This is a genomic window from Gracilibacillus dipsosauri, assembly GCF_003176895.1.
Lineage (GTDB): Bacteria > Bacillota > Bacilli > Bacillales > Amphibacillaceae > Gracilibacillus > Gracilibacillus dipsosauri.
Window position 1 is genome coordinate 24,480 of record NZ_QGTD01000021.1, and the last position, 22,651, is coordinate 47,130.

The following is a 22,651-nucleotide window of genomic DNA, read 5'->3' on the forward strand; positions in this document are numbered from 1 at the left end:
ACCCTATCCAAATATAACGATCTATACTTCGGCTTCGGCATGACATTATTCGTTGTATGTGGGATATACGGAATATTTAGATGGCTAGGATATTTTTTATGAGGAGTGAAGGAGAATGGAAAAAGATAAAGAGTTTCAAAGGTTTGTAAAAACGATGCGAGAAAGAGGCTGGAAAAATCCAGAAATAGAACAAATAGCATGGTGTGCTTTCAATATTGGAAAAGTTGTTGGTGAGTACGAATATAAAGTGAAAGTGACAATGGAGAATTACGGAGATCTTTACCAAGTATATAGGAGTGAATCGAATGAGTGAGAAAGTGAAAATTTCAAGAAAAATATATAACGCTATCTCTTCTGAAATAGAAACTACTTCTGAAGAGAGTCTAATGCTAAGGCACATAAAAGTAAAGACAAGACATGATAATTCGTGGATAGGTGATTTTAGTGTTTTGAATAATTTGTCAATTGAAGATATGGCTAAAATTATTTATTCAGATGGCTATGAGGTAGAGGAAGAATGGAAAGCTGGGGATTGGGTATCATTTAACCACGCCAGATACGGGAAGGTAACAGGAAAAATCATTTCAATAGATAAAGAAAAGGAAGAAGTATTTATTGACAAATGGATTGACAACCATCGTGCGAAGACACATTTGGCATTGATTGAAAAGTCTACAGCACAAGAAATAGCACAAGAGAAAAAGCGACGATTCTGGGCAGGTATTGATCGTGAGGTGGATGAGTATAAACATGGTGATTTCATCAAAACTTGTGATGACGATTATGGATTTGTTGATACAGAAACATTGACTCCAGAAGTGGTAGAAGCTGGCGAAGAGGGAATATTAATAAGATTAATCGTACAAAAGGATCCATTAATTTTTCATGCGGATGATATAACGCTAGACACACCAGTCGAAAACCGCCTAGACCAATGAAAACATTAAAACAACCTATCCCCTATATCTACCGCCATCCTAACTGGTGTAAAGGGGATAGGAAGCTATTTATATCTTATGTGAGGGCTTATGTAGAAAAGAATTATCCAGAGTGGGAGTTTGTGACGGTGGAGGATAAGGGGCGCATCGTGGTGTTGAGGAAGAAGGGTTAAGAGTCTTCTTCTTCTATATATAGGAGATCGCTAATGTCACACTCTAAATAAATGCAAAGTTTTTCTAGCACATCAAATCGAATTTGGGTAGAAATCTCATGGTACAGCTTGCTTACTGTTCTTCTTGTTAAACCAGTAGCATCAGATACGTCTTGTATATTCTTTTTCTTAGCTGCCATGATTATTCTTAAGTTATTACGTACTACCATTTTGTATCACCTCGATAACAATTATAACCATAATGGTGTCAAAAGTCACCACTAGTTTCGTTTTTCGCAACAAAAAGATACTTAAGTATTTACAGAATGCATTTAATGTATTAAAATATATACTATAGTGTTCAGAGGAAAGGAGAATGAACATGTCAAACATCAAGATCAATTTACTTCAATTGATGTTGGATAACAACATAAGAACGGTAAAAGAAGTGTCAGAAAAGACGGGAATTTCACTTAAGAGCTTATATGGTATGGCTAACGAAAAGACAACTAGAATTGACTTCAAAACGGTTGTAAAGCTATGTGAATTCTTTGATTGCGATATTAAAGATTTGTTTGTCTACAAAAAGCAAGATAAGGCGGTGTAATTATTGGAGCGATCATTCAAAGGCGTATGGATACCTAAAGAGATTTGGCTTTCTAAAGAGTTAACACTACAAGAGAAAGTATTCCTGGTCGAAATTGAAAGTCTGGATAATGAAGATGGGTGCTTTGCTAGTAATAATTATTTCGCTGAATTCTTTGGATTATCGAAAAATAGGTGCTCAGAAGTCATTAAATCATTAGAAAAGAAGAAACTCATATCTATTGATTACATCCGCCAAGAAGGAAAAAAGAATATCCAAAAAAGAGTAATTAAGGTATTCGAAAAATCGAATGGGGGTATTCGGAATATCGAAGAGGGGTATTCGGAAAACTTGGAAGAGAATAATACATCTATTAATAATACATTATTAAATTCTATATATACCATTTTTGAATTTTGGAATTCTCAAAAAATCGTAGTTCATAGAAAACCTAACGACAAGATCAAATCAAGAATAAAGAACATGATTAATAAACATGGTTATTCTGAAAACGACTTAAAAGAAGCTATCACTAATTACAAAACCATCCTTACTGGTGATGAATACTTCTGGTCTTATAAATGGGGATTGCTAGAATTTCTTAAGCCAGAAAATGTAGATAAATTTTTAACTGAAAACAACCCTTTTGAAAATTATTTGAAAGCTAAAGGCAATAATCAGAATGGTAACAGAAAGGTGGCTAGGAACTTCTAATGCTAAACAAAAACTTATTTGCAGTAAAAATGGAAGAACTCTTAGTGCTATTTCCTAACTGGAATATTGAATTTGACGCTAAAAACATGCGAGTTTGGTATAACCAGTTTTCGGACTTAACAGACAACGAGTTTAAAAGAATGATAGATACTTATGTCAAAAACGAACAGTATCCACCGACTGTTGGGAGTTTGCGAAAATACATCGTTAAAGAGTTTGATTCATCAAAAGATAATCCAACTTTACAACAAGTAGAAAAATGGAAACGTGAAGCTGCCAAAGTACCAGAATCAACGAAGTTAGAGTTTAGAGAGAAAATGAAAGAATTGATCAAGGAGAAAAGCAATGCGCAATGAACTAGCTGAACAATCGATTATCGGATCACTATTAGTCGAAGGAAGTTTAATCGGTAGCTTAACACTTGAGCCTAAACATTTCTTAAATGCCAAGAACAAACGGATTTATGAAGCTATGAGGAAGGTTGAAAGTGAAGGAAAAGAAATAAACATGGTGTCTGTAGTAGACGTATTAAAAGATGATATAAACAAGATCGGCATAAGTTACTTAACTGAATTAGCATCTTCTATACCTAGTACAGAACCTATCAAAGAATACGAATCCATTGTATACGAGCAATATCGCATCAGAGAAGGTCAGAAACTAGCATCTGAATTTTTGAACAATCCAAGTGAGGAATCACTAAACAACCTATCAAACGGTATAGACAAAGTGAAAGATGAAGGTATACAGACAGAAGAAAAAACAACAACCGATCATCTGATGGATATAGCAGAAGAAATAACCAATCCAGAATTAAGTAAGAACAAAGGTTATAAAACAGGATTTGTCGATTACGACACGATGACAGGCGGTGCTACTCCAGGTGATTTAATCATCATAGCTGCAAGGCCATCAGTAGGGAAAACCGCATTTGCTTTAAATATGGGTGCAGGACATTGTAAAGAAAACATAGCAAACTGTTCACACATTTACAGTTTAGAAATGGGTGCAGCTGCACTATTAAAAAGAATGATGTCAGCAGAAGGAAATATAAACATGCAGCTATGGAAATCCATGATGTTTTCAACCGATGATTACAACAGCGCTATGAACGCAATAGGAATCATCTCTAATTGGGGATTGAATATTTACGAGAATATGAATTCACTTAATCAAATAAAGGCATCTATACGAAAAAATGTACTAGATAATCCGAACGAAAAGCACCTGGTCATCATTGATTATCTGCAATTAATCACAACAAGTGGTCGATATGAACGCAGAGACTTAGAGGTCGGAGCAATCACAAGGGACTTAAAGCTACTAGCAAAAGAATTAAACATACCTATCATCCTACTATCGCAATTATCAAGAGGTGTGGAAAGCAGACAAGATAAACGACCAATGATGAGTGATTTAAGAGAATCGGGAAATATCGAACAGGATGCAGACTTAATCGGGTTTCTTTACAGGGATGATTATTACGACAAGGAAAGCGAAAAACAAAACATTATTGAGATTATCATATCAAAGCAAAGGCAAGGCGCAGTTGGAACAGTTGAATTATTTTTCGATAAAGAGCATGGCAAGTTTTTAAATCTTGATCACAGATACCAGGAGGTTGCTTATGAAAATGCTAATTAGAAAAGATCCTGTTCAAGCGAAGTACGAAACAAGCTGCAGATTGAAGGCTGAAATGATTCGAAAATTCAAAAATGGAACATTGAGCGAAAGACATATTGCAGTTGTGATTGATGAAGTATTCAAGCTAGGAGTAGAAGCAAGCAAACGGTACTGATTACCGCAGAAAAGACTTTTAGGAGGGGTAAGGATGATACCAATAACAGAAGTAGACCAATTAGAGGTAGGCATGATCTTAGTGGATAAGGACGGAAAAGAAGGCGAAATACAAGCGATTAATCCATACTCACAGACGATAACGGTAAACGGTCATATTGTCTTATGGGATTGGGATAGAGTGGATCCACAGTTGATGGTGAAGGAGGTATAACCATGTTTAAAGATATGAAATCCGTCGTCATGATATACGCAGATGAACCCGATGAAGTAACAGCAAGAAAGATGGAGCAGTTTCGAGCAGATAATCCAGGATTTAGTGCTGTAGGAGATAAGCATGTGCCTAATGCAAAGGCAACACAAGAATATCTTAGGAGGTATGCATAGTGAGAACAACAGGACAACCGTTGCACCTGCAACCAAAACATGATTGGATATTTTGTTTAGAAAATCTAGAATTAGCATTTGAAAAAGAAGCATTTGAGCGTATTTTATCTAAATGGAATGAAGGTTCGAGCGTGGAATGGATAGCGAAGCAAGAAAGGCGCCAACCATTAGAAATATTACTTTGCTTGATTGATCATGCTAGGAGAGGGAGAAGAATACGTCCATTTGCTAGAAAGATAGGGTGATTCTCATGAAAAAGTATTACCTAGTCGAAAAGAAAGCACGAAATCATGATGGGGAAATCTTAACCATCGTTTACATGACGAGAGTAAAACCAAAGCATTTTAGCTGTATTGTATGGGCATAGGGGCGGTGAAAATGAGTGATTATAAAAGATGGCTAGAGATAGCAAAAGAGAATGGCATTAATGAAGATGCATTCTACTACAGGGTGAAAAGTGCAAAGTGGGATTATGAAAAGGCAGCAACCAAACCAGTCAATAAGATAGACGAGGAATTTAAAAAGTGGCAACAAATCGCAGAATCAAACGGAATAAGCTATCGAGCATTTCATAACAGAGTGAAAAAGAGTAAGTGGTCATACGAGAAAGCGGCAACGGTAAAGCCGAGGAGAAAACGAACAGACACCAAAAATAAGGATGTTGCAATCTATAGTGGTGATAAGTTTCTTGTCTGGGGAAAACCGAAAGAAGTGGCTGACAAGTTAGGACGAACGGTAAGAGATATAAAGTGGTTATGCAGTCCTAGTGTTAGAAAGCGATTTGAGGACACAGAAAATGGGCTATATGGGATATACATTGAGGACGATGAGGAGGTAATCTCATGAACGAAACCATCCAACAAGATTACAAGCACTATTACATCATAGAGAAATTAACAGAGCATGGCTATACCGACATAGAAGGAAAGACATACGAGGAATTAAAGCGAAAGTTAGCAGCTATAAGAGCAATGGAAGTGGATGTTACAGCAGATGCGAATAGGTGGTTTTAAGGGGTGAAGGGATGAAAGTATTAAACTTATATGCTGGTATTGGTGGAAATAGAAAGCTGTGGGGTGAGGAACACGATATAACCGCAGTAGAAATAGATGAAAACATAGCGAATGTCTATGCTGATTTATTCCCGAATGACGAAGTAGTAATAGGAGATGCGCATCAATACTTAATCGAACATCATAAAGAATTTGATTTTATCTGGGCCAGCCCACCATGTCAAAGCCATAGCAGTTTTAGGCAAAATATCGGAGTGAGATACAGAGGGGTACAACCTGTTTATCCAGATATGAAGCTATATCAAGAAATTTTATTCCTGCAACATAACTTTGATGGCCATTACGTGGTAGAGAACGTCAAGCCATATTATCAGCCATTAATAGGGCCTAATTTTAAGTTAGATCGACATCTTTTTTGGTCTAATTTCCAGGTGCAAGAAAAAGAGTTTGATAGACCAAGAATAAGAAGCGCACAGATACCGCAATTGCAAGAATTTCTAGGTTATGACCTATCAGGATATAAACTACCGAACAAAAGGCAGATATTACGTAATTGCGTACAACCGAGGGTAGGGAAATATATCTTAGACAGCATACCCAACAAAGAACATATCCATATTTAAGCCATAGATAACGCTAGAATCGATTTTAAAACATAGTTAGATAGATTATACCCGAAAGAAATAAAAACGCACAGGAAGGCTTTTAAACCTTTTTAAAGGAGTGATCTCCATGTCAATGTACGAAAAAGTATTATACGACAGCAATACAGAAAATACGCATCTAAGAAAAGCAAATGAAGTATTACGTAGCACCTTAAAAACGATAGCCATGACGAGTAGGGAACAGCATGTGAGGGATCTGGCTTATAAGGAATTGGAGGAATCACGATGAAGGAGCAGGAACGGTTGGAAGAGCAGGCAAACGATATAAGAAATGATTTATCTGAGATTATCATGGTTTTGCAAGATAAAGCGGATTTACAAGAGCGTGTGAAACAATTAGCAGAAGAAAAGCAGGAGTTAGAACAAAGCTGTAAGAGAACGATTAAAAAGCAACATAATCAGATATTGGAATTACAGGATGAAGGTAAACGACAAAGGATTCAATATTTAAAACTTTGTGATCATGCGGACAGATTAGAACAACAAAACAAACGGTATGAGGAAGCAATCGGAATGGCATTATCAGATATAGATGATTATGATTTTGAATCTGTTAAAAAAGGATTACTTCAAGCATTACAAAACAATAGAGAGGGATGAGTAATATGAGAAACATAGATAAGTTAACAGGGAAAATTGAGGAATGGGCGATTATTAGAGAATTAGATCGAGCACTACCAGAAAAGCAAATGCTTAAATTGCAGGAGGAAGTGGGAGAATTAGCTGCGGGTTTGGCAAGAGGAGACTTAGATAAAGTTGTCGACTCTATCGGTGACGTTTATGTAGTAATAACAATACTCTCCATGCAATTAGGTTTAGATATAGAGGAATGCATTGAAGAAGCGTATAAAGAAATAAAAGATCGCACAGGACAGCTTGTAGATGGTGTGTATGTAAAGTCAGAGGATTTATAGGAGGTAATACCATGACAGACTACAAAATCAATCGCTATAAAAAGATTATCGAATCTAAAGATGAAATGATTCAATCACAGCAAGAAGAAATAGAAACAAAGGATAGGGTAGCTTTTACTACGGTGTTGCTATTACTTGCATCTTTAATGTTTAATGGGTTCTTGATCGTGGATAAGGTGATGGGATGATAAAAATAATCGTTCCAGGACGACCAGTGAGGGTGTGATAAAACATGATCGGAAAAATTTTCAATAGATTAACAGTTTTAAAAGAGTCAGGAAGAACTAAGGAAGGTAGTATCATTTATTTATGTAAGTGTATTTGCGGTAATGAAAGTTTTGTTAGAAGTACCGATTTGAGATTAGAGAGGACAAAAAGTTGTGGTTGCCTAAGTAAAGAGGAGTTAATTAGTCAAAATTTTGTTCATGGAAGGTCTAGAACAACCGAATACACAATATGGGAAAGTATGATACAAAGGTGTACTAACCCTAAACACAAGCAATATATCAATTACGGTGGTAGGGGGATAAAAGTTTGCGAACGGTGGAGAAGTAGTTTTACTTGTTTTTATGAGGACATGGGCAATCGGCCATCTAAAAAACATACTATAGACAGGATAAATAATAACGGTGATTATGAACCGAATAATTGCAGATGGGCTACATCTAAAATGCAAGCTATCAATAAAAGAAAAAGCAAGCGTAATACATCAGGAGTTACCGGGGTTACATGGCATAAGAATAAGAATAAATGGCAAGCGCAAATAAGGATAAATGGTAAAAATATCTATTTAGGGTTGTACGAAGATAAAGAGGATGCTATTAAAGCGCGTTCGGAAGCTCAATTAGAGAGGTTGAAACAGTATGATTAAACTAATTATTTGGGGTCGGCCAGTGCCGGCGGTCCGCATGACAAGGCGAGGAGCACACGTTAAGAAAAATGCACAACGTTATTTGGCATATAAGCGCCATGTAGGATTGATTGCTAGACGTGACTATAAAGACAAGCCGACAGAAGAAAAAGTCGCTGTATCGCTTTCTATTTATCTCTGTGGAGGTGTACAGGGGGATATCGATAATTATTTTAAATCGATTACCGATTCTTTGAACAAAATAGTTTACAAGGATGATAGACAGGTAGCGGAAGCAGATATTAGAAAGATAGAGTGTGAGAAAGACGAAGAGCGTATTGAGGTGGAGATTAAGGTATTGGAGGGTGTGAAGTGAAAAAGTTGGTAAGGGTAATAATAGCATTAGTTTTAGCAATGCCTTTGTATTACGTAATTGATTTTGGATGGCTTTTTATAAGTGTGATGGGCTTACAGTTTCTAGCAGGATTAGATATAGATTTCTTTGATTAGGAGGTACATCATGGCAGATAAACAAATACAGATACCAGTTAATGATTTAAAAGATAAAGTGATCATTATTAAAAAAGGAGTACCGACAGTATTAGATAGACCAGCAACAGGATTTGGCGAGAATGTTATTTCATGGACAGATGGGAAGATAACAGCTGATCGGGTTAGTTATACGAATAAGAGGTGAAATATGAAATTACCACATAGCAAATTGATATTCGAAAATGATAAATGTAAGTTGACTTATGATTTAAAAGCTTTCTTTTCACTAGGGTTTGTACTTTCAATTAGTGGCAAATTCATTATATTATTTTTCGGATTAACACTAACTAAAAAGGCGTGAAATCAAACTAAATACTTAGTCTGACCGAGAAACGGAGGACATTAACAAGAGCATTAGGGCGCTTCTTGTTAGTGTCCTTATTTTATTATAGGGGGCGCATAGGATGAATGATTGGGCGGAAAAAATGATAATCCAGTATGAAGAAGGACGAAAAGAGTTAAGACATAAGATAGACAACTTGGGAGATTCTGAGACAGATAAAATGGATAAGTCACAAATCAACAGCATGGTAAGCGAAATGTCATTTGTAATAGATTGGCTAAAAAACGGAAGAGAGCCAGGTAAACTAAGGGGAATAGATAAATCATCAGCTTATCAATTAGACTCCATTCAAGACATGGATATGTTTCCTACTTTAAATATCAAACCGACACAAAGAGAATTAACAGAAGAAGAAAAGAGAGACATTTTCGACGTCTTACTAACGTTATCACCAAGAGAGAGACAATGCTTCATATTACATGAATCATACTTACGTACATTTGCTGAAATCGCAGAAGAACTAGGATTAAGCAGGAGCAGTGTTCAGAGGTACATCGAAAGAGCAAGAAAAAAAATATCTTGTCATGCAGTTGTCGTGCCTGCGTAGTATTAGTGAAGGGATTAGGGATAGTGCACATAATAAAGCAAGAACATATTCTTTTAATAGACCTTACGGTCTATATTATAGGCACTATATAACATAAACGCACTAATAAGGCATCCAATAGGGTGTCTTATTCCTTGATTACAGAGCAACACATGAGGAACATGAGGTTCCTGCTCTGTAATGATGGAGTGAGACGTTAGATTAATAGGAGGCGGGGCTGATGTGACATGGCAAAGGGAAAATATAAAGAGTGGCTAACAGAAGAAGGATTATTGCGATTAGAAGGTTGGGCTAGAGATGGCTTGACTGATGAACAAATAGCAAAAAATATCGGGATTACTACTAGTACCTTTTATGAATGGAAGAAAAAGTATGCGGAGTTTTCGGACGTCTTAAAAAAGGGTAAAGAAGTAGTCGATATTCAAGTAGAGAATGCATTGTTAAAAAGAGCATTAGGATTTCATTATGAAGAAGAATTAGTTGCTGCTACTGGTGAAGTCGTACAAGTAACAAGGTACGAGAAACCAGATGTTACAGCAGCTATTTTTTGGTTAAAGAATAGAAAACCAAATACATGGCGCAATAAAGAAAAAGTGGACATCGATAAGATTAAGGCTGATATCGAATTAACGAAAGAGAAAACAAAGCTGATCAAAGGTACAGACATCGATACATCGCTAATGAAAGCATTAATCGAAGGAAGAAAGCAATATGACAAAGGAAATTAAATTCAGTGATAAACAACTAGAATGTATTTACAGGCCTTATGATTATACTTTCGATGTATTTGAAGGTACACCTAGATCGGGTAAGACGACTGGTGCTCATTTCCGATATGCTGATTACCTTATCAATGCAGAAGATCAAAACCACTTAGTTAGTGCTTATAACCAAGAGCAAGCATTCCGGCTATTCATCGATGGTGACGGTACTGGATTAATGCATATATTTAATGGCTATTCAAAGATCAAACATGATGAGCATGGAGATCATTTAGAAGTCCATACCCCAAAAGGATTAAAACGAGTGTATTACAAGGGTGGAGCGAAGGTAAATAGCGTTGGTGCTATTACTGGTATGTCGCTAGGTTCTGTTATGTTTTGTGAGATTAACCTATTGCATATGGATTTCATTCAAGAATGTTTTAGGCGTACCTTTGCAGCTAAGAATCGTTATTTCCTAGCAGATTTAAACCCACCTGCTCCGAATCATCCTGTAATTAGTGATGTATTCGACGTTCAAAATACACGGTGGACACACTGGACGATACAAGATAATCCGATCATCACAGAAGAACGGAAACAAGAGATATACGACATACTGAAAAAGAATCCTTATCTATTAGATCGTGACTGGTATGGCAAGCGAGTAATGCCAGAAGGTGTTATTTACAGCATGTTTAACCCAGAAAAGCATCAAATTCCTTCTTTGCTAGGGAAACCATATGAAATGTATTTCGTGGCTGATGGTGGTCAAAGTGATGCAACGAGTTGTAGCTGTAATATCGTCACGAGATACACAGATGAAAAAGGACAATCGAAATTTAGATTAAATCGAGTGGCCAATTTTTATCACTCTGGTAAAGATACAGGACAAACAAAAGCAATGAGTACCTATGCAAAGGAAATAAAAGAATTTATGCAATGGTGTGTGGATAAATATCAAATGCGCTATCAAGAAGTGTTTGTGGATCCTGCTTGTAAGTCACTTAGAGAGGAATTACACAAGATAGGCGTTCAAACATCGAGAGCAGACAATAACGCTTCTGATGCAAAAAAACAAGGTGGAGGAATTGAGGTTGGTATAGAGCGATCACAAAATGCTATTACTAACGATCAATTCTTTTTAATTGAGACGAATAAATACGATCATTACGACTTTGTGAAAGAGGTTGGAATGTATGTTCGAGATGATAACGGAAAACCAATAGATGATTTTAACCACGCTATGGACGAATTTCGCTATAGCGTTAATTATTTTTATCATCATTATGTACTGTAAGGTGGTGAATGCATGTTCAGACGGTTGATAAGTAAGATTCGGGAGGTGATGTATAGGATGGGATTAATTAAAGGGATGAAAGATTTAAAAGAATTGAAAGAAATCAATATCAATGAAGAGATGTACAACTATATTGATATGTGGAAAGCTTTATATGAGGGATATTACCAAAATATTCACGATATGGAGTATCACACAATTGGAGAAGGTACGAAAACTAGAAGAATGCTTACATTAGGAATGGCGAAAGTAATTTCGGAGGAAATGGCATCCTTAGTATTCAATGAAAAATGCGAGATTAACATAGATGATGACAAGTTAAAGAAATTCATAGATGATGCATTCAGGAGAAATAAGTTTAATAAGCACTTCCAAGATTACATTGAATATAAGTTTGCTATGGGTGGCATGGTAATTAAACCATATATAAAAGATGGGAAGTTAGTATTATCCTTTACAACAGCCGATTGTTTCTTGCCTATTTCATGGAACAACCAAGGGATATATGAAGGTGTATTCTTGGATGAGTTTAAGAAAGATAACAAATGGTATACACACTTAGAATGGCATTTATGGGAAGAAAGAAAAGGTATCGATTATCTTGTTATCAAACACACCTTGCATGTTAGTGATACACAAGGTCAATTGGGGGTAGATATTACCTCTCGTTTTGAAGAATTCTTCCCAGGTATTACTAAATATGCAGACTTCCCTATAACGAAACGTAAAAAGGCAAATTCCTTTGTTTATTTCAAGCCTAATATAGCAAATAACAAGGACACACTTTCTCCATTAGGGATAAGTTTATTTGCTAATGCGCTAGACACACTAAAAGCGTTGGATACCGCGTTTGATAGTTTTCATCGTGAGTTTAGATTAGGAAAGAAAAGGATATTAATTCCTTCTCAAATGGTAAAAACGGTTATCGATCCAAATACACAAGAAGTACATCGCTATTTCGATGCAAACGATGAAACATACGAAGCTTTAAAATATAACATGCCCGAAGATGGAAAAATACAAGATATTAGCGTTGATTTAAGGGAAGAAGAACATATTAACGCTATTAATGCACATTTAAATATATTAGCCATGCAGACAGGTTTTTCAGCCGGAACATTTACTTTTGATGGCCAATCTATGAAAACAGCAACAGAGGTTATATCTGAGCAATCTAAAACATTTAAGTCTAAGAAATCACACGAAACTATCATTGAATCAGGATTGAATGAGTTAGTAGATTCTATCGTGCAAATTGCTGAATTATACGAAATTGATACATTTACAGAAGATTATGAAGTCACTGTAGCTTTTGACGATTCTATTGTAGAGGATAAAGCAGCGGAACTAGAGAAGGTAGTCGTAGAATTAACCAATGGATTAAAACCTAAGTATATGATCATTGCTGATTATTATGGCATACCAGAAGATGAAGCGAAAAAGTGGTTACAAGAAATTAAACAAGAACAAATTGACAGCGTGCCAGATAGGGATGAAATTATTCAGTCTACCACCATGTTTGGAAGTGAGGAATAATGGAACCACCTAAAAGACCAAGTGTTACACCGCATAATCTTGATATGTTTACAGAGCCAGTGGTGCATGTTTATCAAGCATTGGAAGAAGAAATATTCACACAAATAGCGAAACGTCTTAGGACAAGCAAAGAATTAGGACGAGCAGATGTACTTCAGTGGCAAGCAGAAAAGATGCAACAGCTTCGATTAGTGAATGATGTAACGATTAAATCTTTATCCAAAGCAACAGGGGTAGCAGAAAAAGAAATTAGAAAAGCGATCCAAGAAGCAGTTGTTGGCACGATAGAAAGCACAGACAAGGAAATACAGGGCATTTATAACGATAATAGGATGAATCCTCCTATTATCCCACAAACGCCCACAGCGAGCTTTTTAGACGAAATAATGGCATCCTATGTTAATCAAACATTCAGAGAATTAGACAACTTTGTCAATCAGACATTGATCACTACTAATTTCGGTGAAGGTACTGTTACAAATATGTACCGCAGAATCGTAGAAGAAACCACAGGTAAGGTTTTAGGTGGTGCTAAGACGGTGAACAAGGCTGTATCTGAAACGGTGATCAAATGGGCTGATAAGGGCATAGAGACATCGTTTATTGATCGTGGTGGTCATACGTGGTATCTAGAAAATTACGCTAATACGGTGATTCGATCTACTGTTAATCGAGCCTATAACGAGCAAAGAACATCTCGAATGCAAGATTATGGGGTAGATTTAGTATTAGTTAGTGCATTGCCCGATCCTAGAGAAATATGCAGTCATATTCAAGGGAAAGTGGCATCATTAAGCAATCCTTCCAGTCATCCCGATTATCCTAGCGTTTATGAGTTTGGGTATGGTAGTCCTGGAGGGTTAAGGGGCATAAATTGCAGGCATTTGTTTTATCCATTCATCGAGGGTTTGAACACAAATAATCAACCTCAATACAGCCAAGAGGATATGACGGAGAATCGAGAATTACGACAAAAACAACGTTATTATGAACGACAGATCAAAAAAGCTAAGCGATCATTAAGATTAGCTGAAATTATGGGTGATGAAGATACCATAAACAAGCAGAAAAGACTTGTAAGAGCAAGACAAGCTAAGATAAGGCAATTCATTGCTGAAAACAATCTCACAAGGAGATATGAGAATGAAAGAGTTATCGTATCGTAGGAGGTGATCCTATATCTTGATGGTCATATAATGACTTGTCCTAAGCAATGACATTAAAAGGCTTATTTATTATGCCTTTTATCTGTTAGGCGTTAAAGAGACAGAAGGACAATTACCCGAATGGGAGGATTTAAACAATGGAAGAACAAAATACAAACCAAACAGTAGACCAGGCTACCAATGAACAACCTGGAGGACAAGATCAGACACAAATAACGGATACTACTACCGAAACAGTAGAGGAAAAAGTATTTAAGCAAGAAGATGTCAATAACATTGTCGCTAAAGAAACAAAGAAAGTGCAAGAAAAGATTCTTAAAGGTCTTGGCATTGAAGATTTTGAAAATGCTAAGGAAGGTATGAAGCAATTTAAGGAGTGGCAAGAAAGTCAAAAGACAGAAGCGCAAAGGCAACAGGAGCAGTTTGAAGCGTTGTCCAAAGAAAAAGAATCACTAACTAGCAAAAATCAATCATTGGAAGCGCAATTAAGTGCGTTAAAACAAGGGGTGAACAGTGATTCAGTCGAGGATGTTGTTGCATTAGCTGAAAGGCTAGTGAATGATGATGTGACAATGGATGATGCTATTAAACAAGTCGTTGAGAAATACCCTCATTTCGCTGGCGGAGTTGAGGAAGAAGAGCCGAAACCTAGCTTTACGTTAGGGCAACACAAAAAGATTAGCAATGGAAAAAATGATCCATTCGCTGACAAACTAGCAAAATATCAAAAATAAAGGGGAAATGAAAAATGGCAACAAACAACCAAAAAATAGCAGCACGTAGTTATCAATTAGAATTTAAGGAGTTATTACAAGCAGTATTTCGTACACAAGCTTATTTTCGCGATTTCTTCGGTGGGAATATCGAAGCATTAGACGGTGTACAACATAATGAAAATGCTTTTCACGTTAAAACTTCCGACATTGCAGTAGTAGTGGGAACGGAATATAACAAAGGGGCAAATGTTGGATTTGGTACTGGAACAGGTAACTCTACTCGATTTGGAGAGAGAACAGAAATTATCTACACAGATACACCAGTTCCTTACACTTGGGAATGGGTATACCACGAAGGTATCGACCGTCATACAGTGAACAACGATTTTAACGCAGCGATTGCAGATCGCTTAGACCTTCAAGCGCAAGCTAAAATTAAGAAATTCAATGCACAACACAGCGCTTTTATTTCAGCGAATGCCGGGAATACAGAAACATTGGCGGACTACACAGAAGCGAATGTAACTGCTTTATTCGATGCATTATACGCACACTATCTCGATAACGAAGTAGTGGGGACAAAAGTAGCACGTGTTAACGCTAGTCTTTATAACGCTATCGTAAATGGCGGGTTATCCACTACTGAAAAGAATTCATCTGTAGATATTGACGAAAACGAAGTGCAAATGTTTAAAGATTTCGTGATCCAACCATTACCTGCTAGCTTATTTCAAACAGGAGATGCAGCTTATATCTATGTTCCGAATGTAGCAAAAGCATTCACTGGTATCAATACAGCACGTACGATCGAATCAGAAGATTTTGACGGTGTAGCGCTTCAAGGTGCAGGGAAAGCAGGAGAGTTCATTCTTGACGATAACAAACTGGCTGTTTCTAAAGTAACTATCGCTACTCCCTAATGCGCCCTCTGGACTAGCTGCATCTAATGTAACCGACACTAGTCTAACATTAACGTGGGATGCGGTTACGGAACCAGAGGGAATCACCATAGCTAACTATGAAATTTTCCGAGATGGTGTATCTGTTGGAACAAGGGTAGGAACTTCATTTGCTGATAGTGGTTTAACCGCATCAACAGAATACAGTTACCAAGTTAAAGCCATTGCAACGAATGGTAATGAATCATCATTGAGTGATCCTTTACCTGTAACTACTACAGCAGGTGCTTAATTTATAACAAAGGGAGGTTAATTACCTTCCTCTGTTATTAAAAGGAGGTTTTCTATGCCTTACATCGATTATGATTTTTATACGAATGTCTATAAAGGTGATACGATCACACAAGAAGAATTTGACAAGCTGCTACCCAAAGCTAGTGACGTATTAGACGATTTAACAAATGATTATTACCAATTCAAAGATTTAGAATCAGATATACCTTGGCGGAGGGATAAGTTTAAGAAGGCTGTCGCTTGTCAGATTGAATTTTTTTACGAAGTAGGATCAACCACATCAGAAGGTATAAATGATCCACAGAGCGTGTCTATAGGGCGAACAACGATGTCGAATGGTAGAAGTGATTCGAGGAATGATAACTCTAGTAAAAACATCGTATCTAACGATGTATTCATGTATTTACGTACAACAGGGTTATTGTATAGAGGATTAGAGGTGCATTGCTAATGGCAGTTAAACCTTTACCTAAATCATGGCTCATTCATTCGATAGAATATGCCAAATGGACACCAGATAAGGATGATTGGGGTAATCCTATCTATTGGGATGCTGTACCGATTAATAATGTTAGATTCGATGATTCAACCGTATTTAGTAGGGATTCTACACAAACGAAAATCCTTGCTAATGCGGTTATTTTTGTTGATGCCAAAAACAGCAATCCTATACCAGAATTTGTGGAAGAATCCAAGATCACATTCAACGGTAAAGAGTATGTGTTAAAGCGTATTATCCCTTGCTACTTCCCTAAACGCAATGAGATACGACACTATGAGTTGGAAGTGATCTAATGGCGGTTAATGTAACAGTCGAAAAGGATTTAAAAGGGGTTAAACCTAGAGTAAATCAGATGACAAAGAGAGGGCAATACGCATTAGTCAATCAAGTACATGCGGACATGAATTTATACGTTCCTATGCTGTCTGGTGACCTTAGAAACCATTCTAGCGTAACAAATGATGGGAAGGCGATTGTCTATAACTCTGTTTATGCTAGAAGGCAATTCTACAATCAATTCTCTAATTACACGACACCAGGAACAGGCCCAAGATGGGATCAGAAAGCTAAATCTATTCATGGTAGACAATGGGAACGCATTACAAAAAGGGCGATGAGATAAATGGAATTAGATTTCATGGTAAGACTTAACCAACAAATCAACAGCCTTAATCTTTACACAAACTCCATTATAGGTGTTTTAGAAGACGATGAGAGCATTTCTATTATGGCGATGCCAGGAGGATCAGAAACAGTCTTTTTTGATGGTGTGAGGGATAAGGATTACAACGTGCAGATTAACACGAAAAGTAAGAATCAACAAAATTGCATCAATGCATTAACGAAAATCTATCAAACATTAGAAAACCTAAATGAATTACCTAGTTCAAATGGTAGTTATGACTTTGAAAGCATAAGCACTACCTCATTGCCATCTCTCTTGATGTATGACGAGAATGGCTTTTTTATTTACGAATTGTCCATCGTGGCAAAAATCACAATTTATGAAGGAGTGGAAGCGTAATGGCAAGAGAAAAGAACGCCTTGACGAAATATTTTGTAGCACCAATACCAGCTGATGGATCAACAGAACCAGAATACAACAGACTAGCAAAATGGATTTCTACTGTAACTGATGATTCTAACGAGGAATCGGAAGAAACAGGCTACTATGATGGAGATGGTACGCCGGAGACTGATGTTATAAGCGTTGCTAAGGTTTACACATTTGAAGGAAACTTTGATGCTAATGATCCAGCAATGGCATTTATCGCTACCCTAGAATTTGAAACAGGGGAAAATCGTAAAATTATGTTCAAGCAAGAAAGAACTGACGGAAGCATCTTAGAAGGCAGAGCAACCGTTACAGAACCAAAAGTAACTGGCGGTGAAGCAACGGAGTATCCATTATTCAGTTGTGCGATTGCATGGGATAAAAAACCAACCGTAACACCTCCTACTCCCTAATGCTCCCGACAACCTAGTAGCATCCAACGAAACAGCAACAACAGTAGATTTAGCGTGGGATGCTGTTAGCCAAGCTGTCGGCTACAAAATCTATCAAGATGGAGTGGAAATCGACCAAGTAACCACTAATTCTTATTCAGTAACAGGATTAACCGCATCTACACAATACGAGTTTTATGTTACTGCATTAGGGGAAGGTGGAACAGAATCAGATCCAAGTAATACTGTACAAGCTACTACAACCGCATAAGAGGGCATCTAAGCCCTCTTTTATTATAAAGGAGTGTAATTCATGGCTATTAAAATTCAAACGAAACAGACGAGTATACCAGTCGTATTAGGAGATTTAACCTTTCATTTTGATGTAACCGATGAATCATTAGCGAATTTTCGCAAAAATGCAGAAGGAGTAAAGAAAGAATTAGAAGAAGGCTTAAAAGACATCGATAAATCCAATGAAGAAAAAGCGATGGAACAAATTAAAGACATTCTAAGACGAGGTTATTCAGTAGTATTAGGTGAGGATTCTTTCGATAAAATTTATGAGATGAGTCCATCTGTATTTGTAGTAATGGAATATTTTGTTCAAATCATAGAAGGTATTGAAGAAGAAATTCGCAATCTAGGTCATAACCCATCTGCGCAAGAAAAAGCAAAGAAATACTTACAGAAGAAAAAGAAATAAGGTGTAAGTCATGTTTGACTTGGCTTATCCATTAGAAGATACGATTGAAATAGATGGCATCACTTACCAAGTGGATATGTCATTTGATAATATATTACGATTATACGACATGCTTAATGACAAAGAATTAGATGACGTTACGCAGATATTAGTCGGCATTGAAATGTTGTTAGGTGTTTGCTTCTTATGTGATTTTCAAACACAATACGAGATATTCGAGAAAGTATTTAAAGGATTTATATCTAAAGGGGCAGAGGAAAACTTACCAGTAGATATTGAAGGAAATCCGATGCCTATAACCGAAAAAGACAAGAATCCATTCTCTATAAAAGAAGATGCAGAATATATTTATGCATCATTTTACCAAGATTATGGTATAGATTTATTTGAACAACAAGGCAAGCTGCATTGGGAGAAATTCAAAGCCTTATTAGGTGGATTAAGGAAAGATACCAAGTTTAAAGAGGTAGTCGAGATTCGTACAATGGAGTTACCAACAGGAAAAGGGACACAAAAACAACGTGAAAATATCAAGAAATTACAAGAACATTATAAATTGAAAGGGACAGAGCCTATTTAGGTTCTTTTTTATTGCCTTGAAAGGCGGTATATCATGAAAGATTTAAAAGAAATAAGATGCACAAAATGCAATAAACTTCTTGGAAGAATAAAGGGCATTGGTGAAATTAAATGCCCTAGATGCCAAACGATTAACAAAATCAAAAACTAGAGAGCCTTAGAGCCCCTATACAGAAATCTATAAGTATGGGGGTGAGATATATACATGGCAGATGGAAGAGTTGAAATAGATGTCATACTGGACGATAAGCAAGTCGGTAAAGGCGTTAAAAGTGTTGATAAAAAGCTTGGTGGCATAATCAGCACAAGTAAACGTGCTGCAGCTAGTATCGGCAAAATTGTTACTGCATTAGGTTTATTTACCGTTGGTGCTAGAGCAGTAGACACGCTTACTAGATCACTAGATGGCGCTATTTCGAGATATGACACTTTGAATACATTCCCTAAAGTAATGCAACAGATAGGCTTTTCTGCTGAGGAATCACAAAAAGCGATTGATAAGTTGTCTGATGGGATTCAAGGATTACCAACTAAGTTAGATGATGTGACCAAAACAGCGCAACAAATAGCAACCATGACAGGTGATTTGGATGGTGCTGTAGATACAACATTAGCCTTAAATAACGCATTCCTTGCAAGTGGTGCGAGTTCAGAGGATTCGGCTAGAGGGTTACAACAATATGTACAAATGCTATCAAGAGGTGAAGCCGATCTCGAATCGTGGCGAACACTCCAAGAAACAATGGGAGTTGCGTTAAATGATGTCGCTAAGGCTTTTGGATTTGCGGGAGCATCCGCGCAAAACGATTTATACGATGCTTTGAAAGAGGGCGACGTTACATTTGATCAGTTTAATAACAAATTGATTGAATTAAGTAATACAACGAATGGATTTGCAGATAGAGCATTAACTGCAAGTGGCGGTATTCGCACAGCTTGGACTAACATGGGAACTGCTATACAACGTGGTTTAGCAAATGTTATCACTTCCATTGATAAAGTGTTAGCAGGAACATCATTTAAAAGCATAGAGAACATTTTAAATAATTCTGGTAAACGATTTGAATCAATGCTTAACACTATAGCTAACGGAATACCTAAAGCAGCTAAATTTATCCAAAGACTATACGACAACGTAGAGCCGTTATTTCCTTTGTTTAGGGATCTAGGGGCGGTAGTTGCTAGTGTAACGGTTGGTTTATTAGCATTTAAAGCGACATTAGCCATAACAACCTTAGTAAATAGTTTGAGTGGAGCTTTGTTAGGATTAAGAACAGCATTATTTTATGTTCAGTATGGATTTGTAGCCTTGCAAACTGCTATTATGGCCAATCCTATAGGTTTCATTGTTGGGGTTATAGCAGGATTAGCGACTATGTTTATCTATCTATGGAACACTTCTGATACATTTAGAAATTCTATTATTGCGATAGGTAATGCATTGAGTGGTTTATTTGTTGCTTCTATCGAAATGACGAAAAGCGCTATTGATAGGTTAAGTGATTCGTTCAGTGTATTCGGGGCTTATTTAACAACAAAAACCATCGATTTATACAATCAGTCGATGCAAAAGTTAAGTGATGCAATCCAAGCTGTACAGCCATTTGTCGATGGTGTAAAAGATTCTTTTTCTGGATTTGCCGATTTAATTTCAGATGGTATTGATAAAGTGGCGAATGCAGGAATCACATTAGGTGATGTATTTAGAACTTTATCCGGCCCGATTACAAGTGTGGTAATAGCCCTAGTTGGTTTAACAGGCCCTGTCGGATTGTTAATAAGTTCTTTGACCTTCCTAGCGACCAAGACAAACATCGTTTCCGATATGATTAAGGTTTTCAAAGGCGAGATGGAATTTGATCAAGCTATTAATAATATGGCTGATATGGCGACAGAGTATATCAATAATTTGTCTACTATGATCACGAATTCCATTGAAAAAGGAACAGAGATCATTGTCGGTTTAATTGAAGGAATGTCAGATGCTTTACCTGGAGTTATTGAAGTAGGTACAGAGGCACTCACTACTTTCATAGATTCGGTTGTAGCCAATTTACCGATGATAACAGAAATTGGTGTGCAAGCTGTCACGACGGTTGTAGATGGTATTTCTAATGCGTTGCCTATGTTGATTGAAGCAGGATTGTCCATCATTCTAATGTTGGTACAAGTGATTATAGAGAATTTACCAACATTAATTGCTTTAGGGGTAAATATCCTAACCACTATACTTGAAGCGATTGTCACGGCTTTACCTATGTTGATCGAAGCAGGAATTCAAATTCTAACCACTTTGATTAGTGCAATCACTCAAATGTTGCCAATGATCATAGAAATCGGAATAACGATTTTAACCACATTAATTAGCGCAATCATTACAGCATTACCGATGTTAATCGAAACAGCGATAACACTTATAACAACCATTATAGATATCATCATTGAAAACTTGCCCGCCATTCTAAATGCCGGTATTCAGATTTTAACCGCCTTAATTGATGGAATTATTTCAATCCTACCTGCTTTATTAGATGCAGGAATTCAAATTATGATGGCATTACTCAACTTAATCATTGATAATCTACCATTGATTCTAAATGCTGGTATTGAGATTTTACTAGCTTTGATCGATGGGATTATAAGGATTTTGCCAGAATTAATCAAAGCAGGATTAAAACTAATCATGGCTTTATTTGAAGCTATCATCGATAATTTGCCAACAATTATACAGGCTGGTATAGAAGTATTACTTGCTCTTATCGAGGGTTTGATCGATGCTATACCTCAATTAGTTGCTGCTATTCCACAAATAGTAAGTGCTATTTTTGATGCCTTTGGAGAAGTTGATTGGGGAGAAATCGGAAGCTCCATCATTGAAGGTGTATGGGCAGGTATTAAAGGCATGGGTAAATGGATTGGTGGTAAAGTATCTGGATTCGCAGGCAACATCGTCGGATGGGTGAAAGATAAGCTTGATATTAATTCCCCATCTCGTGTGTTTAGAGATCAAGTAGGGAAATGGATCCCTGCCGGTATTGGAGTGGGGATTGAACGAAACGAAAAGACAGCATTAAATGCAGTGGATAGCCTAGCAAACTCCTTAAACAGAGACATGCAAGCCGAAATAGGCGTAACCAATCGCTTAAGAGGTGCTAGTCTTAATATGTCTGGTGTCGCACCTGCAGGAGTGGGATATTCTCCAACACAGAATAACATCAATTATGATCGCTTAGGTCAAGTGATGGCGAAGTATTTAAAATTCGATTTTAATATTGATGGTGACAGAGTGGCCACAGCTGTAAACACAGCGAATGCAGTAAATGATCAAGTGAATTATATGGGATAGGA

General features: G+C 36.9%; 38 protein-coding genes and 2 pseudogenes. 39 read left to right on the forward strand and 1 reads right to left on the reverse strand.

Going from position 1 to position 22,651, the window contains the following annotated elements:
• Positions 1 to 115 precede the first annotated feature (115 nt).
• The gene (locus DLJ74_RS19215; RefSeq protein WP_109985689.1) at positions 116 to 313 is read left to right on the forward strand and encodes a hypothetical protein; all 198 of its coding nucleotides are present in this window, start codon (positions 116 to 118) and stop codon (positions 311 to 313) included.
• Positions 306 to 938, forward strand: a complete 633-nt coding sequence (locus DLJ74_RS19220; protein WP_109985690.1) for a hypothetical protein — start codon at positions 306 to 308, stop codon at positions 936 to 938. Before DLJ74_RS19215 ends, DLJ74_RS19220 begins: the two co-directional genes overlap by 8 nt.
• A gap of 169 nt (positions 939 to 1,107) precedes the next feature.
• Here DLJ74_RS19220 and DLJ74_RS19225 read toward each other — a convergent pair whose 3' ends face one another.
• Complete coding sequence (locus tag DLJ74_RS19225; RefSeq protein WP_109985691.1) at positions 1,108 to 1,320, reverse strand: helix-turn-helix domain-containing protein; 213 nt, start codon at positions 1,318 to 1,320, stop codon at positions 1,108 to 1,110.
• A gap of 152 nt (positions 1,321 to 1,472) precedes the next feature.
• Here DLJ74_RS19225 and DLJ74_RS19230 point away from each other — a divergent pair, with 152 nt between their 5' ends.
• From DLJ74_RS19230 to DLJ74_RS19380, 37 genes and pseudogenes are all read left to right on the forward strand, one after another.
• Positions 1,473 to 1,697 carry a helix-turn-helix domain-containing protein gene (locus DLJ74_RS19230; protein WP_181397679.1) on the forward strand — a complete coding sequence of 75 codons (225 nt, stop codon included), beginning with the start codon at positions 1,473 to 1,475 and terminating at the stop codon, positions 1,695 to 1,697.
• A gap of 3 nt (positions 1,698 to 1,700) precedes the next feature.
• Positions 1,701 to 2,390: a helix-turn-helix domain-containing protein gene (locus DLJ74_RS19235; protein ID WP_109985693.1), complete on the forward strand. Its 690-nt coding sequence runs from the start codon at positions 1,701 to 1,703 to the stop codon at positions 2,388 to 2,390.
• Positions 2,390 to 2,746 (forward strand): hypothetical protein, encoded by a 357-nt coding sequence (locus DLJ74_RS19240; protein WP_109985694.1) that lies wholly within the window; start codon positions 2,390 to 2,392, stop codon positions 2,744 to 2,746. The genes DLJ74_RS19235 and DLJ74_RS19240 overlap by 1 nt, the downstream gene beginning before the upstream one ends.
• Complete coding sequence (locus DLJ74_RS19245) at positions 2,736 to 4,034, forward strand: replicative DNA helicase (protein ID WP_109985695.1); 1,299 nt, start codon at positions 2,736 to 2,738, stop codon at positions 4,032 to 4,034. The genes DLJ74_RS19240 and DLJ74_RS19245 overlap by 11 nt, the downstream gene beginning before the upstream one ends.
• The gene (locus DLJ74_RS20545; protein WP_181397680.1) at positions 4,018 to 4,188 is read left to right on the forward strand and encodes a hypothetical protein; all 171 of its coding nucleotides are present in this window, start codon (positions 4,018 to 4,020) and stop codon (positions 4,186 to 4,188) included. Before DLJ74_RS19245 ends, DLJ74_RS20545 begins: the two co-directional genes overlap by 17 nt.
• Positions 4,189 to 4,221: 33 nt before the next feature.
• Positions 4,222 to 4,401, forward strand: coding sequence for a hypothetical protein (locus tag DLJ74_RS19250; RefSeq protein ID WP_109985696.1), 180 nt, complete (start codon positions 4,222 to 4,224; stop codon positions 4,399 to 4,401).
• A gap of 2 nt (positions 4,402 to 4,403) precedes the next feature.
• Positions 4,404 to 4,574 carry a hypothetical protein gene (locus DLJ74_RS20550; RefSeq protein WP_181397681.1) on the forward strand — a complete coding sequence of 57 codons (171 nt, stop codon included), beginning with the start codon at positions 4,404 to 4,406 and terminating at the stop codon, positions 4,572 to 4,574.
• Positions 4,574 to 4,819: a hypothetical protein gene (locus tag DLJ74_RS19255; protein WP_109985697.1), complete on the forward strand. Its 246-nt coding sequence runs from the start codon at positions 4,574 to 4,576 to the stop codon at positions 4,817 to 4,819. The genes DLJ74_RS20550 and DLJ74_RS19255 overlap by 1 nt, the downstream gene beginning before the upstream one ends.
• Positions 4,820 to 4,952: 133 nt before the next feature.
• Entirely contained in the window at positions 4,953 to 5,420 is a 468-nt protein-coding gene (locus tag DLJ74_RS20555; RefSeq protein ID WP_181397682.1) for a hypothetical protein, read from the forward strand.
• The gene (locus DLJ74_RS20560; RefSeq protein ID WP_181397683.1) at positions 5,417 to 5,587 is read left to right on the forward strand and encodes a hypothetical protein; all 171 of its coding nucleotides are present in this window, start codon (positions 5,417 to 5,419) and stop codon (positions 5,585 to 5,587) included. Before DLJ74_RS20555 ends, DLJ74_RS20560 begins: the two co-directional genes overlap by 4 nt.
• A gap of 11 nt (positions 5,588 to 5,598) precedes the next feature.
• On the forward strand, positions 5,599 to 6,210 hold the full coding sequence (locus tag DLJ74_RS19265; protein WP_109985698.1) for a DNA cytosine methyltransferase: 612 nt from the start codon (positions 5,599 to 5,601) through the stop codon (positions 6,208 to 6,210).
• A 109-nt stretch (positions 6,211 to 6,319) separates the two neighbouring features.
• The gene (locus DLJ74_RS20565) at positions 6,320 to 6,481 is read left to right on the forward strand and encodes a hypothetical protein (RefSeq protein WP_181397684.1); all 162 of its coding nucleotides are present in this window, start codon (positions 6,320 to 6,322) and stop codon (positions 6,479 to 6,481) included.
• Positions 6,478 to 6,852 (forward strand): hypothetical protein, encoded by a 375-nt coding sequence (locus DLJ74_RS19270; RefSeq protein ID WP_109985699.1) that lies wholly within the window; start codon positions 6,478 to 6,480, stop codon positions 6,850 to 6,852. Before DLJ74_RS20565 ends, DLJ74_RS19270 begins: the two co-directional genes overlap by 4 nt.
• 5 nt (positions 6,853 to 6,857) lie before the next feature.
• The gene (locus DLJ74_RS19275; protein ID WP_109985700.1) at positions 6,858 to 7,166 is read left to right on the forward strand and encodes a MazG-like family protein; all 309 of its coding nucleotides are present in this window, start codon (positions 6,858 to 6,860) and stop codon (positions 7,164 to 7,166) included.
• 11 nt (positions 7,167 to 7,177) lie between these two features.
• Complete coding sequence (locus tag DLJ74_RS20570) at positions 7,178 to 7,354, forward strand: hypothetical protein (RefSeq protein ID WP_181397685.1); 177 nt, start codon at positions 7,178 to 7,180, stop codon at positions 7,352 to 7,354.
• 44 nt (positions 7,355 to 7,398) lie between these two features.
• Positions 7,399 to 8,037, forward strand: coding sequence for an AP2 domain-containing protein (locus DLJ74_RS19280; RefSeq protein ID WP_109985701.1), 639 nt, complete (start codon positions 7,399 to 7,401; stop codon positions 8,035 to 8,037).
• Positions 8,030 to 8,392 (forward strand): RusA family crossover junction endodeoxyribonuclease, encoded by a 363-nt coding sequence (locus tag DLJ74_RS19285; protein ID WP_109985702.1) that lies wholly within the window; start codon positions 8,030 to 8,032, stop codon positions 8,390 to 8,392. The genes DLJ74_RS19280 and DLJ74_RS19285 overlap by 8 nt, the downstream gene beginning before the upstream one ends.
• A complete protein-coding gene (locus tag DLJ74_RS20575; protein WP_181397686.1) occupies positions 8,389 to 8,526 on the forward strand; it encodes a hypothetical protein in 138 nt (45 codons plus the stop codon). Before DLJ74_RS19285 ends, DLJ74_RS20575 begins: the two co-directional genes overlap by 4 nt.
• 10 nt (positions 8,527 to 8,536) lie before the next feature.
• Complete coding sequence (locus tag DLJ74_RS19290; protein WP_109985703.1) at positions 8,537 to 8,713, forward strand: DUF3954 domain-containing protein; 177 nt, start codon at positions 8,537 to 8,539, stop codon at positions 8,711 to 8,713.
• Positions 8,714 to 8,972: 259 nt separating this feature from the next.
• Positions 8,973 to 9,458 (forward strand): sigma-70 family RNA polymerase sigma factor, encoded by a 486-nt coding sequence (locus DLJ74_RS19295; RefSeq protein ID WP_109985704.1) that lies wholly within the window; start codon positions 8,973 to 8,975, stop codon positions 9,456 to 9,458.
• A gap of 227 nt (positions 9,459 to 9,685) precedes the next feature.
• Positions 9,686 to 10,186, forward strand: a complete 501-nt coding sequence (locus tag DLJ74_RS19300) for a transposase (RefSeq protein ID WP_219987242.1) — start codon at positions 9,686 to 9,688, stop codon at positions 10,184 to 10,186.
• Entirely contained in the window at positions 10,170 to 11,459 is a 1,290-nt protein-coding gene (locus DLJ74_RS19305; RefSeq protein WP_109985705.1) for a PBSX family phage terminase large subunit, read from the forward strand. Before DLJ74_RS19300 ends, DLJ74_RS19305 begins: the two co-directional genes overlap by 17 nt.
• Before the next feature lie 57 nt (positions 11,460 to 11,516).
• The gene (locus DLJ74_RS19310) at positions 11,517 to 12,995 is read left to right on the forward strand and encodes a phage portal protein (protein WP_281269973.1); all 1,479 of its coding nucleotides are present in this window, start codon (positions 11,517 to 11,519) and stop codon (positions 12,993 to 12,995) included.
• Positions 12,995 to 14,161: a phage minor capsid protein gene (locus tag DLJ74_RS19315; protein ID WP_109985707.1), complete on the forward strand. Its 1,167-nt coding sequence runs from the start codon at positions 12,995 to 12,997 to the stop codon at positions 14,159 to 14,161. Before DLJ74_RS19310 ends, DLJ74_RS19315 begins: the two co-directional genes overlap by 1 nt.
• Before the next feature lie 137 nt (positions 14,162 to 14,298).
• Complete coding sequence (locus DLJ74_RS19320; protein ID WP_109985708.1) at positions 14,299 to 14,895, forward strand: hypothetical protein; 597 nt, start codon at positions 14,299 to 14,301, stop codon at positions 14,893 to 14,895.
• 14 nt (positions 14,896 to 14,909) lie between these two features.
• Complete coding sequence (locus DLJ74_RS19325; protein ID WP_109985709.1) at positions 14,910 to 15,797, forward strand: phage capsid protein; 888 nt, start codon at positions 14,910 to 14,912, stop codon at positions 15,795 to 15,797.
• 13 nt (positions 15,798 to 15,810) lie between these two features.
• Positions 15,811 to 16,068 (forward strand): annotated as a pseudogene (locus DLJ74_RS19330) (fibronectin type III domain-containing protein); the annotation flags it as partial.
• Between the two features lie 54 nt (positions 16,069 to 16,122).
• Entirely contained in the window at positions 16,123 to 16,521 is a 399-nt protein-coding gene (locus DLJ74_RS19335; protein ID WP_109985710.1) for a head-tail connector protein, read from the forward strand.
• Entirely contained in the window at positions 16,521 to 16,865 is a 345-nt protein-coding gene (locus DLJ74_RS19340; RefSeq protein WP_109985711.1) for a putative minor capsid protein, read from the forward strand. The genes DLJ74_RS19335 and DLJ74_RS19340 overlap by 1 nt, the downstream gene beginning before the upstream one ends.
• Positions 16,865 to 17,194: a minor capsid protein gene (locus DLJ74_RS19345; RefSeq protein WP_109985712.1), complete on the forward strand. Its 330-nt coding sequence runs from the start codon at positions 16,865 to 16,867 to the stop codon at positions 17,192 to 17,194. Before DLJ74_RS19340 ends, DLJ74_RS19345 begins: the two co-directional genes overlap by 1 nt.
• Positions 17,195 to 17,596, forward strand: a complete 402-nt coding sequence (locus DLJ74_RS19350) for a minor capsid protein (protein WP_109985713.1) — start codon at positions 17,195 to 17,197, stop codon at positions 17,594 to 17,596.
• A complete protein-coding gene (locus DLJ74_RS19355; RefSeq protein ID WP_109985714.1) occupies positions 17,596 to 18,039 on the forward strand; it encodes a phage tail tube protein in 444 nt (147 codons plus the stop codon). Before DLJ74_RS19350 ends, DLJ74_RS19355 begins: the two co-directional genes overlap by 1 nt.
• 13 nt (positions 18,040 to 18,052) lie before the next feature.
• Positions 18,053 to 18,289, forward strand: a pseudogene (locus DLJ74_RS20580) (fibronectin type III domain-containing protein); the annotation flags it as partial.
• 42 nt (positions 18,290 to 18,331) lie between these two features.
• Entirely contained in the window at positions 18,332 to 18,724 is a 393-nt protein-coding gene (locus DLJ74_RS19365; protein ID WP_109985716.1) for a hypothetical protein, read from the forward strand.
• Positions 18,725 to 18,734: 10 nt separating this feature from the next.
• The gene (locus tag DLJ74_RS19370) at positions 18,735 to 19,304 is read left to right on the forward strand and encodes a Gp15 family bacteriophage protein (protein ID WP_109985717.1); all 570 of its coding nucleotides are present in this window, start codon (positions 18,735 to 18,737) and stop codon (positions 19,302 to 19,304) included.
• Between the two features lie 33 nt (positions 19,305 to 19,337).
• Positions 19,338 to 19,454 carry a zinc finger domain-containing protein gene (locus tag DLJ74_RS21055; protein ID WP_109985718.1) on the forward strand — a complete coding sequence of 39 codons (117 nt, stop codon included), beginning with the start codon at positions 19,338 to 19,340 and terminating at the stop codon, positions 19,452 to 19,454.
• Between the two features lie 54 nt (positions 19,455 to 19,508).
• Positions 19,509 to 22,649: a tape measure protein gene (locus DLJ74_RS19380; RefSeq protein ID WP_109985719.1), complete on the forward strand. Its 3,141-nt coding sequence runs from the start codon at positions 19,509 to 19,511 to the stop codon at positions 22,647 to 22,649.
• Positions 22,650 to 22,651 lie beyond the last annotated feature (2 nt).

Coding starts and splice junctions, on each gene's coding strand:
- DLJ74_RS19315 (WP_109985707.1), top strand. CDS start 12,995: ATGGAACCACCTAAAAGACCAAGTGTTACACCGCATAATCTTGATATG.
- DLJ74_RS19335 (WP_109985710.1), top strand. CDS start 16,123: ATGCCTTACATCGATTATGATTTTTATACGAATGTCTATAAAGGTGAT.
- DLJ74_RS19350 (WP_109985713.1), top strand. CDS start 17,195: ATGGAATTAGATTTCATGGTAAGACTTAACCAACAAATCAACAGCCTT.
- DLJ74_RS19290 (WP_109985703.1), top strand. CDS start 8,537: ATGGCAGATAAACAAATACAGATACCAGTTAATGATTTAAAAGATAAA.
- DLJ74_RS19270 (WP_109985699.1), top strand. CDS start 6,478: ATGAAGGAGCAGGAACGGTTGGAAGAGCAGGCAAACGATATAAGAAAT.
- DLJ74_RS19320 (WP_109985708.1), top strand. CDS start 14,299: ATGGAAGAACAAAATACAAACCAAACAGTAGACCAGGCTACCAATGAA.
- DLJ74_RS19280 (WP_109985701.1), top strand. CDS start 7,399: ATGATCGGAAAAATTTTCAATAGATTAACAGTTTTAAAAGAGTCAGGA.
- DLJ74_RS19275 (WP_109985700.1), top strand. CDS start 6,858: ATGAGAAACATAGATAAGTTAACAGGGAAAATTGAGGAATGGGCGATT.
- DLJ74_RS19340 (WP_109985711.1), top strand. CDS start 16,521: ATGGCAGTTAAACCTTTACCTAAATCATGGCTCATTCATTCGATAGAA.
- DLJ74_RS19305 (WP_109985705.1), top strand. CDS start 10,170: ATGACAAAGGAAATTAAATTCAGTGATAAACAACTAGAATGTATTTAC.
- DLJ74_RS20545 (WP_181397680.1), top strand. CDS start 4,018: ATGAAAATGCTAATTAGAAAAGATCCTGTTCAAGCGAAGTACGAAACA.
- DLJ74_RS20555 (WP_181397682.1), top strand. CDS start 4,953: ATGAGTGATTATAAAAGATGGCTAGAGATAGCAAAAGAGAATGGCATT.
- DLJ74_RS19355 (WP_109985714.1), top strand. CDS start 17,596: ATGGCAAGAGAAAAGAACGCCTTGACGAAATATTTTGTAGCACCAATA.
- DLJ74_RS19250 (WP_109985696.1), top strand. CDS start 4,222: ATGATACCAATAACAGAAGTAGACCAATTAGAGGTAGGCATGATCTTA.
- DLJ74_RS19365 (WP_109985716.1), top strand. CDS start 18,332: ATGGCTATTAAAATTCAAACGAAACAGACGAGTATACCAGTCGTATTA.
- DLJ74_RS19230 (WP_181397679.1), top strand. CDS start 1,473: ATGTCAAACATCAAGATCAATTTACTTCAATTGATGTTGGATAACAAC.
- DLJ74_RS20560 (WP_181397683.1), top strand. CDS start 5,417: ATGAACGAAACCATCCAACAAGATTACAAGCACTATTACATCATAGAG.
- DLJ74_RS19345 (WP_109985712.1), top strand. CDS start 16,865: ATGGCGGTTAATGTAACAGTCGAAAAGGATTTAAAAGGGGTTAAACCT.
- DLJ74_RS19225 (WP_109985691.1), bottom strand. CDS start 1,320: ATGGTAGTACGTAATAACTTAAGAATAATCATGGCAGCTAAGAAAAAG.
- DLJ74_RS19300 (WP_219987242.1), top strand. CDS start 9,686: ATGGCAAAGGGAAAATATAAAGAGTGGCTAACAGAAGAAGGATTATTG.
- DLJ74_RS19265 (WP_109985698.1), top strand. CDS start 5,599: ATGAAAGTATTAAACTTATATGCTGGTATTGGTGGAAATAGAAAGCTG.
- DLJ74_RS19245 (WP_109985695.1), top strand. CDS start 2,736: ATGCGCAATGAACTAGCTGAACAATCGATTATCGGATCACTATTAGTC.
- DLJ74_RS20565 (WP_181397684.1), top strand. CDS start 6,320: ATGTCAATGTACGAAAAAGTATTATACGACAGCAATACAGAAAATACG.
- DLJ74_RS19220 (WP_109985690.1), top strand. CDS start 306: ATGAGTGAGAAAGTGAAAATTTCAAGAAAAATATATAACGCTATCTCT.
- DLJ74_RS19215 (WP_109985689.1), top strand. CDS start 116: ATGGAAAAAGATAAAGAGTTTCAAAGGTTTGTAAAAACGATGCGAGAA.
- DLJ74_RS19240 (WP_109985694.1), top strand. CDS start 2,390: ATGCTAAACAAAAACTTATTTGCAGTAAAAATGGAAGAACTCTTAGTG.
- DLJ74_RS19285 (WP_109985702.1), top strand. CDS start 8,030: ATGATTAAACTAATTATTTGGGGTCGGCCAGTGCCGGCGGTCCGCATG.
- DLJ74_RS19370 (WP_109985717.1), top strand. CDS start 18,735: ATGTTTGACTTGGCTTATCCATTAGAAGATACGATTGAAATAGATGGC.
- DLJ74_RS19310 (WP_281269973.1), top strand. CDS start 11,517: ATGGGATTAATTAAAGGGATGAAAGATTTAAAAGAATTGAAAGAAATC.
- DLJ74_RS19380 (WP_109985719.1), top strand. CDS start 19,509: ATGGCAGATGGAAGAGTTGAAATAGATGTCATACTGGACGATAAGCAA.
- DLJ74_RS20570 (WP_181397685.1), top strand. CDS start 7,178: ATGACAGACTACAAAATCAATCGCTATAAAAAGATTATCGAATCTAAA.
- DLJ74_RS21055 (WP_109985718.1), top strand. CDS start 19,338: ATGAAAGATTTAAAAGAAATAAGATGCACAAAATGCAATAAACTTCTT.
- DLJ74_RS20550 (WP_181397681.1), top strand. CDS start 4,404: ATGTTTAAAGATATGAAATCCGTCGTCATGATATACGCAGATGAACCC.
- DLJ74_RS19295 (WP_109985704.1), top strand. CDS start 8,973: ATGAATGATTGGGCGGAAAAAATGATAATCCAGTATGAAGAAGGACGA.
- DLJ74_RS19325 (WP_109985709.1), top strand. CDS start 14,910: ATGGCAACAAACAACCAAAAAATAGCAGCACGTAGTTATCAATTAGAA.